This window comes from Burkholderia sp. Tr-862 (genome assembly GCF_011753085.1).
In the GTDB taxonomy this organism is placed as follows: Bacteria; Pseudomonadota; Gammaproteobacteria; order Burkholderiales; family Burkholderiaceae; genus Burkholderia; species Burkholderia ambifaria.
The window spans coordinates 1-13,083 of the sequence record NZ_VWWG01000173.1 but is presented as its reverse complement, the minus strand read 5'-3'; the positions used below and the strand labels follow the sequence as shown (position 1 = coordinate 13,083).

10 protein-coding genes are annotated in these 13,083 nt (G+C 61.3%); 8 read left to right on the top strand and 2 right to left on the bottom strand.

Translation table 11 applies throughout. The features are described 5' to 3' along the window. The 7 genes from F3J14_RS29280 to F3J14_RS29250 all read left to right on the top strand — a co-directional run. Positions 1–394 (top strand): hypothetical protein (locus F3J14_RS29280; protein WP_247682309.1); only part of this gene is annotated, 394 nt, incomplete at its 5' end. A 240-nt stretch (positions 395–634) separates the two neighbouring features. Beyond that, positions 635–3,166: a type VI secretion system Vgr family protein gene (locus tag F3J14_RS29275; protein WP_166725911.1), complete on the top strand. Its 2,532-nt coding sequence runs from the start codon at positions 635–637 to the stop codon at positions 3,164–3,166. 5 nt (positions 3,167–3,171) lie between these two features. After that, complete coding sequence (locus F3J14_RS29270; protein WP_166725910.1) at positions 3,172–4,191, top strand: DUF4123 domain-containing protein; 1,020 nt, start codon at positions 3,172–3,174, stop codon at positions 4,189–4,191. 5 nt (positions 4,192–4,196) lie between these two features. Beyond that, positions 4,197–7,025, top strand: coding sequence for a T6SS effector BTH_I2691 family protein (locus F3J14_RS29265; RefSeq protein ID WP_166725909.1), 2,829 nt, complete (start codon positions 4,197–4,199; stop codon positions 7,023–7,025). Between the two features lie 4 nt (positions 7,026–7,029). Beyond that, positions 7,030–7,761, top strand: a complete 732-nt coding sequence (locus F3J14_RS29260) for a putative type VI secretion system effector (RefSeq protein WP_166725908.1) — start codon at positions 7,030–7,032, stop codon at positions 7,759–7,761. Positions 7,762–7,786: 25 nt separating this feature from the next. Then, positions 7,787–8,488, top strand: a complete 702-nt coding sequence (locus F3J14_RS29255) for a putative type VI secretion system effector (RefSeq protein WP_211080402.1) — start codon at positions 7,787–7,789, stop codon at positions 8,486–8,488. Positions 8,489–8,526: 38 nt separating this feature from the next. Then, a complete protein-coding gene (locus F3J14_RS29250; RefSeq protein ID WP_105787315.1) occupies positions 8,527–8,778 on the top strand; it encodes a PAAR domain-containing protein in 252 nt (83 codons plus the stop codon). A 53-nt stretch (positions 8,779–8,831) separates the two neighbouring features. On the opposite strand, the gene tssF is transcribed toward F3J14_RS29250, so the two are convergent. Both tssF and F3J14_RS29240 read right to left on the bottom strand, forming a co-directional pair. Beyond that, positions 8,832–10,643, bottom strand: coding sequence for a type VI secretion system baseplate subunit TssF (gene tssF, locus F3J14_RS29245; RefSeq protein WP_166725907.1), 1,812 nt, complete (start codon positions 10,641–10,643; stop codon positions 8,832–8,834). Between the two features lie 196 nt (positions 10,644–10,839). Continuing rightward, positions 10,840–11,862 (bottom strand): sensor domain-containing diguanylate cyclase, encoded by a 1,023-nt coding sequence (locus tag F3J14_RS29240; RefSeq protein WP_166725906.1) that lies wholly within the window; start codon positions 11,860–11,862, stop codon positions 10,840–10,842. A 504-nt stretch (positions 11,863–12,366) separates the two neighbouring features. Between F3J14_RS29240 and F3J14_RS29235 the strand changes: the two genes are divergently transcribed. After that, positions 12,367–13,083, top strand: a 717-nt coding sequence (locus tag F3J14_RS29235; RefSeq protein WP_211080401.1) for a cellulose biosynthesis cyclic di-GMP-binding regulatory protein BcsB, incomplete at its 3' end; no start/stop codon positions are given.

Sequence of the window (13,083 nt, the reverse complement as noted above, 5' to 3'; positions counted from 1 at the left end):
CGCGTGGGCGATCGCGGCTGCGCTGGCCGCGGCCGGCGCCGGCTGGTGGATTGCGTCGGGATGGGCGCCGGCGACGATCGCGCGCGTGCTGCTGGCCGTGGTCAGCACCGGGTCGGGGATTGCCGCGCTGTGGTACGCGGTGCGCATCGAGATCGACCGGCGGCTGTTCGCCGCGCTGGCGCGGGCGGCGTCGTGCGATGCGTCGGTCGACGACGGGCTCGCCGCGCTCGATCGCGCGCTTGTCGATCTCGGCTGGATCGACGCCGAAAAGGCCGGACGCGCTCTGGACGCCCGCGTGCGCGGCGCGGTCGGGCTATGCCGTGCCGCCGTGCTGGTCGCGATCGTGCAGTGGATCCTGGTCGGGCTGGCGATCGTGGTGCCGCGGGTCGGTTAGCCGTGCGCGGCGGCGGCGGGTGCTACCCGAGCGATAGCCATGTATGGACGAGGGTGCGAATCAGGTAGCGATTGCCGAATCAAAACCAAAAATACGAAACGCCGGCAATATTTACCCGTCAATGGTTGCGTTGAACCTGACGATATTCAAAAATTGTCGGCTAATCGAATTTATTGTGAAAGGTATTTATAATATCTGCTCGGCAGAAATCCCGCCTTAATACAATCAAGGGCATGCTGCATGGGCCATACCGCACTTTATAAGACGTTGCGTCTGGGCGACGCGCAATACAATCGGCTTGTCAAACTGGATACGCCACTCGGCGTCGACTGGTTACTGCCTCTGTACGTTAAAGGAACGGCCAGATTAGGACGCGATTATGAATTCGTGATCGACGTCGTGTCGCCGCGCGGTGGCCAGATCGAACTCAAAGCGCTGCTCGCCAAGCCGGTGACGCTCTGGATTCAGCAGGTCGACGGTACGTACATGCCGATTCACGGTTACGTTCACCGCTTCAGCCGGCTGGGATCCGACGGGCCCCTCACGTACTACAAGGTGGCCTTTTCCTCGTGGCTTTACTTCCTGTGCCTGCGTCGCGACATGCGCGACTGGCAGGAGCAGAACGGCGAACAGATTCTCACCGACGTATTCAACGAGCATGCGCAGGCACGCGGAGCGTTCCGCTTCGACCTGCATGGTGCGTTACCGTCGTATTCGAATCGCGTGCAATGGGAATACGATCTGAATTTCGTCCACCGGAGCATGGAAGAGGTTGGTGTATTTCCCTACTTCGAACAAGCGGACGACGGCCGATCCCACACGATGGTCGTGACGGACGACGCCTACTTCGTTCCGGCGCTCAGGCAACCGGTCGTCGAGTTCGGCCGCATGGAAATTGGCGGCGAGCTGGACGGATTCGCTCAATGGAAGGAGCAGCTTCAGATCGAGAGTGCGCAACTGACGTCGCGCTCGTTCGACTACAAGCGGCCCGATCTTCCCCGGCAAGTTCAAGGCGTGACCGACGTCCACGGCAATTTGCCGACGGACGGCGAGGTCTACGACTATCCGGGTGCCTACATGTGGTCCGATCGGGAGCAGGGCGAACGCCTCGCGCGGATTCGCCTCGAAGAGAAGATGTCGCGAATGAAGCGCTTTCACGGCGTGGGCGGCTTGCGCTGCGCGATGCCAGGAAGGCGTTTCGAACTTCGCGGTCACCCGGTTCACGATGCGGGCAACCAGGCCGATCGAGAGTTCGTGCTGCTTGGAGTCGACTGGTTGATATGCAACAACGTGCCGGGTCTCGATGGTGTGGAGGCCTTTCCCGATGGGCTGGCTGCCGAGGTTTCCGAGGCGAAGGCCGGAGCAACCGTGCGTCATGCAGACGGCAGCGAAGGCTTCTTTCAGGTGAAGGTCGAGGCACAGCCGCGCAACGTTCCGTTTCGCAGTCCGTTCGAGCACAAGAAGCCGGTCATGCAGTTGCAGAACGCGATCGTTGCCGGACCGGGTGGTGAAGAGGTGTACACCGACTCGCTGAATCGCGTGAAGGTGTGGTTTCACTGGAACCGCCGCAATGACCAGGACGAACGCGCGTCGTGTTGGGTGCGGCCGACCTTTCTCGATGCCGGTGCGAACCGCGGCGGCATCCAGCCACTGCGCAAGGGCGATGAAGTCGTCGTCGGTTTCATGGAAGGCGATTGCGACCGACCCGTCATCATTGCGAGGATGTACGGGGGCGCGACCCAGCCGGTGTGGCACTCGAACGGACTGCTGTCGGGCTACCGGTCGCGCGAGTACGGCGGGACGGGCTACAACCAGCTCGTCATGGACGACTCGACGCAGCAGAATCGCGTTCACCTCTATTCCAGCAGCTATCAGTCGCATCTGCATCTCGGCTACCTGATCCAGCATACGGACAATGCACGCGGCGCATTCGTCGGCAATGGCTTCGATCTCAAATCGGACGCGTATGGCGCCATTCGTGCGGGGCAGGGGCTGTTCGTTTCGACGCATTCGGCAACGGCTCAGCAGCCTCTGAACGTGACTGCCGCCACCGAGCAATTGGCGAGTGCGGAGAGCGTGGTGGAACTGACGTCCCAGGCGAGTGCGGCAAATCAGGCCGAGAGCCTGGACGAGGGGCACGACGCGCTGAAGCGATTCACCGATGCAACGCAATACAACGTGGCGGGTGGCGCAGGCAGCGGCGGGCGAACGGGAGGTGGCGGCACGGGTAGCGCAAACGGGTTCTCGACGCCGATCATGCTGATCGCGAGCCCCGCGGGCGTGGGCGTGTCGACGCAGGACTCGGCGCAGCTCACGGCGAACCAGCAAGTCAATATCGTCAGCGGCAGAAGTACCCACGTCGCAGCCGGGAAATCGCTGATCGCGAGCGTGATGGAAAAGATCAGCCTGTTTGCTCAGAACGCGGGGATCAAGCTCTTCGCGGCCAAGGGGAAGGTCGAGATTCAGGCGCAGAGCGACGAGATGAAGCTTGCGGCGCTCAACGACGTGACGATCACGAGTTCGAGCGGGCGTGTCGTGATCTCCGCGGAAAAGGAGATCTGGATCGGTGCCGGCGGCTCCTATATCAAGATCGCGCCCGACCTGATCGAGAACGGAACGAGCGGCCAGATTCTCGAGAAATGTGCATCGTGGGACAAGCCCGGCGCATCATCGATGCGCCTGCCGTCGCCGATTGCGAGCGTACAGAAAGGTTGCGCTTGGAAGACGGCGTCGGCGGCGGCCGACAGTGCGTCGAGCGTCGTGCTGGAGTAATCGAGATGAATACTCCGAACAATCATGTCGCGGATCGTCCAGGCGGCCTGGATGCGTCGAGCGAGAACGCGGCGATCGATGCAACCGCCAGTGTGCTGCACGCCTATTTCGACAAGCATCCGGAAATGCTTTGTCTTCTGGTTGTCGATCCGTCGCAGCGTGACTGGCCGGCCGACGATGAATCGGCATTCAGCGAGCTGAAGCGCACGATCGTGACGATCGCGCACGACGGATTTCCGGCTGAACAGCAGCCTTACCTCGTTGAACTGGATTTGCTGTCGCCGGGAGGCGCCATGCTGCTGAAGGAAAGCGTGCGGCTCGCATTCGAAGACCGGCGTCCCGCATCGATGGCGCAGGGCCTCGGACAGCGGATCGGCGGATGGTTGGCGAGTACTGCTTCCGCCGACGAAGTCGCCGGACACTGGTCGACGCAAGTGTTGCAGTACGACGAGCGCGGACGACTGTGTGCGCTGCGCTTTTACGATACGCGCGCGTTGGGTTTGTTCTGGCCGCTATTGACCGAGCAACAGCAGCAGGCGCTACTCGGGCCGGTGACTGTCTGGCATGCGCTCGACGTGTGCGCGAAACCGCGAGCGTATGGCCGGGGCGTTGGATCGAGCCGGGCGTGTTCGCTCACGGCGGCACAATGGCCGGAGGTGCATCGCCACGGCCTCGTCAACCGCGCGCTCGCATTGCACGCGTTGGCGGTAGGCCGTCAGCCGACGCCTGCGGAAGTGGAGGCGGCCGTTGCCGCTGCGGCGCGGGCGGAGCAACACGGGCTGCAGGATCGGGACGACCTGATCGCGTTCATCGGACACGCACTTGACTGGCATCCGCAGTTCGACCGGCATCCCGAGATTGAGAAGGTGTTGAAGGAATTTTCGCCCGACGATTTTTATACTGCGGCGATCGGCCACCTTCAGCCTGACGACATCGATGAAATTCGACAAGGGGCGTGGTACGGAGAGGCGGCATCTCTATCCAACCCGCAACGCCGACCGAGCCCCGACACGAGATACGAATAAAAGAAATGGCGACCACTGAACGAGAATGCGCGAATTGCCAGAAGACCGGGCTGCCGATCCTGCCTGTCCGCTATACCGTTTTGCCGAATAAGGTTCCGGCAAAACTGCCGGACGGCATTGGCGGGAAAGGCATCACTGACGTTCCGCTGACGACGCACCGTTACGGGCTGCGCACCCTCCGCGATGGATGGGTGTACCTGTATTACGTCCAGAGTGCCCGAGGTCCCAAGCGGTGGGAGGTGTACAAGGTGACGGAGGACGGGCGCCTGTGGAAACAAGCGCGTCCGCTGCCTGACGAACCGTCCACGCATCCTGCGTGCGCCCAGTGCGCGATTGCGGTGCCGATGGACTTGATCGCGATCGAGCGTCCGGAAAAATGCACGGACCGTGTCTACATCGCATTTTCCGAGCACGCATGGGTCGAGGATACGTTCAAGCGATACGAGCAAAATCCGGCATTGCTCGAACAGCGCATGCAATGGATCGAGCCGTCCAAGTGGATCAACGGCGGCAACGACCCGAAGAAGCATGCGGTCGTTGCAACCCGCCAGCGTATCGATGATGTCGTCGAGTACATGCCTGCTCTGGACCCCAAACTGCTCGTTCCGCAGGACCAGCGGTTGACCGACGAGACCGGCGCTTATGACCCGAAGCTGATGGGACGGGAGTCGACCCGCTACCCGCTGCATATTCGACAGGCGTCGCCATTGTCGACGAGCGAAGCGCTGGTCAAACTGATGAACACGATCGGCTCGACCGGGAACGGGCAATCGCATCCGCCCATGATGCTCGCGTTGTGGGACGGCATCGGCAACGTTCACGAACTGAACGATTTTCGTAACGATGCAGGCAGCATGTTGTCGCTGTACGTGAAAGAGCAGGGCCGGCAAATCGACGCGATGCTCTCGATCGATGCGGCCGAGGTTGCGGTGCGCAACGGTGCGGTTGCGTTCAAGAGCCGCATGCGCTCCGCACTGCGGGCCGGTTGGGAAGGCATGCTGAACAACCCCGGCGCGATGGACGGCATTCCAAGTTATGCCGTCATCTCGCCCGAGCAGCAGGCGGCGTCGGACCGGCGGATCGAGCAAGCGGGCGTGATCAGCCCCGAGGAAGCGAAGACGATCGGCGATGCCGAGTGGCCCAAGTACGAGGGCAAACTGAATCTACGCAAGCTCGGCGACTTCCGGCCATGGTTCACGTCGGTTCAGGATGCGGTCAAGGCAATTCAGGCCCGCCGTACACCCGACGTGAAGGCATGGCTGAAGGCGCCCACGTTCATCGCCGCGCTGCATGACTATCACGAAGAAAACGCGGACGACGGACGGGCGTTCGAGAAGGTCGTGATCGAGGCGATCAACGGATTGCCGTCGGAAGATCGTGGTGCGGCCGTGGTCGAGGAACTGGTCAACAACATGGATCCGACTTTGCCGACCAGTCTCGTGTGGCGTGCGTTCGCCTACAACCAGAAGCAACCGAAGGTCGAGATCAAGCAGCTGCTGGCCCAGGCGATTGCGAACAAGACGACCAAGGCCGACACGGTCAGCGACATTGCCGACAAGGTCAGCAAGGTTCTGGAGCAGGTGAAGAACTTCGTCGATTTCCGGGACAAGATGCAGGAGGTACATGAGCATCAGAGTCCGGTATCGGTGTCGGAAAAGTATTTGAAAAGCCTTCAGGGCGATGCACTCGTCATCACGATGGGCAATGCACTGTTCAAATGGACGGGGCTTGGCGTTCTCGGCGATTGCGCCGGTACGTTCATGATTCGCGGTGCGCTGATGTTGCGCATCGGCATCAGCAAGGCGGACACGATCGATCTCGTCAGGCAGGCGATCAAGGTCGAACCTGAGTTGCGTCTGAGGTTGCAGCAGGGATATCGGACGTTGCGCAGTCAGGGCGTCGCGGCGAAAGACGCGTTCGTCAGGACGATTCAGTCGCTCGCCGAACACGAAGGCGGCCAGCTCTATCGGGCGAAATGGAATGCGGTCAAGTTGACGCAGGAAGGCAAGGCGGTCAATCTCGGTGTGCGGATCGGCGGCACGCTGGCCGTGATCGAGTTGCTGAGCTTCGGTTGCGCGCTTGCGAAGGCGGACAAGAAGGGCGAAGACTACGCGATGTTGGTGGCGGGGGGATTCTCGTCGATGTCCGCTTGCCTGCAGGCTTCGACGAAGCTGATGACGGGATTGTCGAAGGACGCGGCGCGGACGTTGAGCAATCTGAAGGCGATTACCGGGTATTTTGGCGGGGCGTCTTCGATGATCGGGACGGTGCTGGATTTTTGGAAGACCTTTGAAAGCGCCGGGAAGAGCCAATATTCCATGGCGGTAGCCTACTTTTTTAAAGGTACGATCGGTTTTGGTGTCGCGACGGCGAACTTCCTTACCGCGTTGACATCGTCTGCTCCATTAGTGGCCCGTATTACGGGGGGGCGTGGCGTGGTATTCATTGGCAAGATTGGGGCCGGTATCGCAGGCGCTTCCAGCCGGTCGGCAGCTATAGCTGCCGGTACGGCGACAGGACGAAGCGCCTACAACGCTGGATTACGAGCGGTCGGAATTGCTGCAGAGGAAGCTGGGCTCATCGTTGCTGAGCGCGCCGGCCTTTTGGCGATCGGTCGGGTCGTGTTGTTCCTTGCCGGTTGGGAGGTTGCCGTGGCGCTGGTTGTATTGCAGTTGTTAATCGCATATTTTTCTGATAACGATCTGCAGACATGGTTCGAGAAATGTGCGTTTGGCAAAAGTCCGGATAGTTCGCCATGGGCCGTGGATAAGCAGCATGAGGAATTCGAAAAGGCTCTTGCTGGTGTCGGTTTGAAGTCTGATGGTGGTATTTGAGAATATGGAAAAGAATAAGGTCGATATCACTATGCTGTTTTCTGGAAAAATTGAAAATCTTCGGAAAACGCGCTGTAGTCATGATTTTCTTTTTAGTGATGCGGATCGTGCCAAGATGGGCGCGACGGCAGTTGCGGCCAGTTTGGTCGGCCTCGGTGGAGTTGCCGTCGGACTAAGTGGTATGGCAATGGATACTACCGAAGACGCTGACCTGCTTGAGTTCGAGCTTGAAGGGAAGTCGGTGAAGGCTTGGGTTTGGTGGTCGGTATTTTCAGAAGGTGACGAGGTCGAGATTGTGGCTGAGCGTTGGGGTGATACTTGGCAGGCATTCGGCATCCGGCGATTGTCGGACAAAATTGTGGCGCTTCATCCGCATTGTAGTCGAGGTCGCTTTGCTCATTATCGAGCTTCATTTAAATGGGGCGGGGCATTTTTTGCGGCTGCGATTTTTTTTGCATATTTTATAATTGCGTGCTTCGCTATTTTTAAAGGCGGCGTGCCAATTGAGAATTTGATCATATCATGCGCGCTGGGGACTTTGGTGTCGGCGCTGGGCTACGGGTTCATTACTTATCGTGTTGCCCGTAAAATGATGGGCTTTGTTAGACTGGCCGAAGGAATTTTTGAGGGATTCGGCTGGAAGGACGTTAAAAATATCGATCTACCGGCCATCACGAAGAAGAATAAGCAACCGGGCGAGCCGGGAGCGTTGGGGGTGCTGTATTTCCGCTACTAATGTCACGTTGCGACCGCAGTCGAAGTTGCTGCGCGGGCGTATCTGCAACCTGCGCAAAACGCGTTGCAGCCCGGACTTCTTCTTTACCGATGCTGACCGCACCAAGATGGGCGCGACGGCCGTCGCGGCCGGCTTGGTCGGATTGAGCGGAGTTGCTGTTGGGCTGGGTGGTATGGCAATGGATACGACCGAAGAGGCTGATCTGATCGAGTTCGATCTCGATGGGGAGGCCGTGAAGGCTTGGGTTTGGTGGTCGGTGTTTACGGAAGGCGACGAGGTAGAGGTTGTTGCTGAACGTTGGGGCGACATCTGGCAGGCATTCGGTATCCGGCGACCTTCGGACAAAATTGTGGCGCTTCATCCGCATTGCAGTCGAGGGCGTTATGCGCACTATCGAGCATCGTTCAAATGTGGAGCCGTATTTCTCGCATCGGCACTAGTCGTGGCATATTTTATAATTGCTTGCTTTGCGATCTTCAAAGGTGGAGCTCCAATCGATAGGTTGCTTATAGGGTGCGCACTGGGGAGCCTGGGAACTGCTGCAATTTTCTCGCTGATCACTTATCGTGTTTCGCGAAAAATGATGGGTTTTGTTCGGCTCGCCGAAGGGATTTTTGAGGGGTTCGGGTGGAAGGGCGTTAAAAACATCGATCTCCCGGCCATCACGAAGAAGAATAAACAACCGGGCGGGCCTGCCGCACTGGGCATCCTGTATTTCCGCTACTGACAAGCACCGGATCACGTTACGAGCAAGGAATCGAATTCATGATGAATCTCATCCGTGTCGGCGACGACACCGACCATGGCGGCAAGGTAATCACAGGTTCGTCGAAGATGCGCTTCGACGGCCGATTCGTGGCGCGCAAGGGCGACGAAGTGACGTGTCCGCAGCATCCCGAGGTCAAACCGAACCTGATCGTCGAGGGCGACGAATCGATGACTGACGATGGCATCCCGATCGCCCGGCACGGCCATCGCGCGACCTGTGGATGTTGTTTGATTTCGAGTCTTGTCTGATCGGCATAGGCGACCGTTCGACCGTTCCGCAAGACTTGTCGGACCCGGCGAGTTCAGACGAGCGGCGCCGCTCCCGGTCGCGGCGCACAACGCCAAATTTCCCTGCCGTTGTTGGCGGACATGACGACAAGCTGCACGAAGTTCGTTGCGGACATATGCGCAGTGAAAAACCGCTCCATCACACCGACGAACGCATTCAGACTCGTTGCCGCGAACGCCTGTTCGTCAACGGTCAGCGTCACCTCCAGCCCGCGTACAAAGCTCGGCATCGGCTTTCCCGACAGCCAGAGTTGCTTGACGCGATGACACAGGTTGGTCAATCCGTCGATTAGGTTCGCGTGCGTGCCCGACTGCACCGCAAATTGGCGGAGCAGGCGTTTCAATTCCGCAAGCCCTGAGCGGGTCAGTTCGATCGAGTGCGGCGCGAGTTGCGCGATGAGCCGCCATACGGCGTTGCCTTCTTGCGGTAGACGGGCAACCGCAGTGGGCGCGTCGAGCATGTCGATGCGCGACACGATTGCGCCTTGTTCGTTGACGAGATCGCCATTCGGCGCACTCGCCCGTATCGTCCGGGGGAGATCGCCGTTCGTGCACGTCAGGTTCGCGGTGATCTGCTCGATCCCGGTGTCGGACGCAGGGCGGCCATCGAGCCCGACCAGACTGATCACAGCCTCCGCTGTTCCCAAGGAAGTCGTCGCCGTGCGGTGAGTGGAAACCCAGTAGGGGCCGGTCGGGCCGCCGACACCGCCATGCATGAGCGACGTGAACGGCGGAATGACAGCCGCCCTCGACACGCCAGTCGTGGCGCGTACCGTGTCGACCGACCAGATCGCAACTTGCGCCGCATCGGTGTTCTGCGACTGCACCGGATACGTGCCAGTCAGCGAGTCTCGTTTGAGCGGCACCGACGTTAGCCGGAACAGATTGATGATCGGGGTGCAGAAGAGCTTCAGGTTTTCTGCCGACAAGGCGCCCAGCCGCTGGGCTTCCCGCGAGTCCGGATGTACGCCGCGGATGGCGAGGTGCAGCGTCAGTTTGTGATCCGGGCCTGCTGCATCGGTCAGCGCGCCGAAATCGACGTCAACGAAATCGAACTTCTTCGAGTATGCGAAGTATTCGCCGAGCAACCTCAGGGCCGGTGCTCCGTCGTCTTCCTCGATCAGCCGCTCGGTATCGTCATAGCCTACCGGTGCAAGCGGCGAAGCGTGCAATGCGGTCCAGCGCTGTTTCGTATCTTCGACGAACGCTGCTGCGGTCCGCATTGTCATCGAATCGAGGATCGTGGCGACGACTTCGTCAGCACCGTGGATATGGACACGCAGCGGACTCGGGATGGACGCGATACGAAAATCAGGCCGCGTAACCGCGAAAGTGATCGAGAGGAGACCGGATGTGCTCGGTGGCAATACCGCATAAGACGGAACGCTGGTTGCCGGCCCGTACCGCGCGTGCTCGATGCATATGGGCGCCAGCGTAACGTCGTAGACGGTACGGAAGCGACAGTCCTCCGCTTTGCTCGAGAGTTCGGTGTTGCGGCGAATCGACGACGGTTCGGTCAGCTTGTCGAACACGTCGCCGATGTCGAACCGGGCAATCGTACATGCCGGGACCGGTCGCAGGTATTGCGGGCACAGCATGCCTGCCAGCGACGTGGTGAATTCGGGATACTCGTCGCTGAGCCGAGTGCCGATATTCGCGGCAAGAAGAGCGAATGACTGCAGCATTCGCTCGATATGCGGATCTTCAGAGCGGTCTCCGTTGATCCCGAGACGGACGGCAATTTTGGGATAGCGCGCCGAGAAGGAGGCAATTGATGCGCGCAGCAGGCCAAGCTCTCGTTCGTAGTGCGGAAGCAGATGATCCATTGCGTGAAGTGGCGAACCGATCGAGCTGCAAAGGCACGTACTCCCTGCCTGCTCGGTTGCGCCGCATGATGTCGGGCATGTCGGTGCTTGGGATCGCAATGATAACCATAAAATTACATATTGCTGTCATCGTATGTCGATCTGCTTTCTGTTCCGTCGGATGCCGAGACGGGCGACGCGACATTCCGCCTTCGTATCACGCGTGGGCCGCCCGCCGCGTCCGCGTGCGCTTCACCTCGTACATCTCCTGGTCCGCATGCTCGATCAGCGCGTTCATGTCGGTGCCGTCGTCGGGCAGCATCGCGATGCCGACGCTGACGCCGAGCCGCAGCGGATGCCCCTCGAATTCGAACGGCTCGCCGACCTGCCGCGCGAGCCGTGCGCGTTGCGCGTCGACGTCGTCGCGGCCACCGACGTTCGGCAGGATTACCGCGAACTCGTCGCCGCCCACCCGCGCAACCGTATCCGAGCGCCGTACGGCGCCGAGCATGCGCGTGGCGATCTCGCGCAGCGCGGCGTCGCCCGCGCGGTGGCCGAGGCCGTCGTTGATCGGCTTGAGCCCGTCCATGTCGATGTTGAGGATGCCGAGCCGGCCATTCGCACGCAGCGCCGTGTGCATCGACTGGCGCAGGCGGTCATAGAACAGCGCGCGGTTCGGCAGGCCGGTGAGCGCGTCGTGCGTCGCGCGCAGATACAGCTCGTTGGCCTCGTTGCGCGCCGCGTGGAACATCGCGGCGGCGATCAGGTCGGCCATCAGCCGCAGCGTGCCGGCGTCGGCGGCCGAAAAACCGTCGACGTCCGGCGACATCACCTTCAGCACGCCGACCGTCGTGTCCGCATGGGTGAGCGGCATCACCAGCATCGAGCGCAGCCCGACCCGGCGGCACGCGTCGCGATCGACGCGCGGGTCGGTTTCCGAATCCGTGCAGCGCAGCAATTCACCGCGCGTCACGCACAGGCCGGACAGGCTGCCCGTGCGGCGCAGCCGCAGCCCGAGCATTCCGGCGGCGGAGCCCGACGCAGCGCGGTACACCATGTCGTCGCCTTCGGCGAATTCGACCGCCGCACCGCTCGCCCCCGTGAGCTGCGGCACCTGCTCGGTCACGTAAGCCATCACGCTGCCGAGATCGAGGCCGAGTTTCGCGATCTCGGTCTGCGCGGCGATGATGCGCAGCAGCGTGTCGGGGGACGGGGTGGCGGTGTCGACAATTTGATCCAAGTCAGTTTTCCATAAAGAAAGCGCGGCGCTCTGTGCGAGCTTGCGGTAGCATACGCGCCGCCCCGTGCGGCAGCGCATTCCGGGCGGCCCGCAAGGGGTCGCAACCGGCATCCGGCCGGTAGTCGGGTCTCGACTACCAGTCCGGCAGCGCCGGCAGTATGCCGGTCGGTCCGGCAGGCAGCAACGGCGTAACTCTTGCCATTCAATCGCGGCGCGCAGCATTTCCGACCGAATTGAGTTGTTTTTCGCGTCGTCAGCGCGAATCACGGTGAGTTTCGCCGTTATTTTGAGATAGTGTGACGAAAGTGCGAGCGCCGGTGCCAGGCGCGCGCTGTCGTCTGACGAATCGGCAGCAAAAGAGTTTGCCGCGTCGTTCCGATAATTGCATTCAGGCAGACTTTGAGGGGAAGCAGTGGGGATGTGCACTCGCGGGCATAGCTGCTGTGCGCGCGTCGGTCGCGACGCGTTTGATAACCAGATGATCACGACGATGCGGAGCCGCGCATGAAGCCGGCCGTTTCGCTGTTCGTCCTGTCGGTGGCCACGTTCGGCGCGCTCCATGCGGCCGCGCTGTCGGCCGCCCCGATGCCGGCGGTGCCTGCTGCGGCTTCGGCGTCCGCCGCCAGTCCGGCCGTGCCGAGCGCCGCCAGCGCGGCGTCCGCCGGACTGCCGACGACGACCGTGCACCTGCCGTTCTCGTCGCTCGGCGCATTCGATCCGGTACGCCTGCGCGGCGCCGACGACGCGCGCACGATCAACGCGGGCGTGCGGCTCGACCGCGTGGTCACCGGCGCGCGGCTGCGTCTGACCTATGCGTATTCGCCGTCGCTCGTGTTCCCGATGTCGCACCTGAAGGTGTCGATGAACGGCGAGGTGATCGCGACGGTCCCGTTCGACGCGACGCGCGCGGGCCGCACGGTCACGCAGGACATCCCGATCGATCCGCGCTACTTCTCCGATTTCAACCAGATCGGCCTGCGCCTGATCGCGCATTACACGCTCGATCACTGCGAGGACCCGTCGAACTCGGCGCTGTGGGCCGACGTGAGCCCGACGAGCGAGCTGATCCTCGACGAATCGCCACTGCGCCTGCCGAACGATCTCGCGCTGCTGCCCGCGCCGTTCTTCGACCGGCGCGACAACGGGCTGCTGCGGCTGCCGTTCGTGCTGCCGGCGTCGCCCGATTCGGCGACGCTGCGCAGCGCCGGCGTGCTCGCGTCA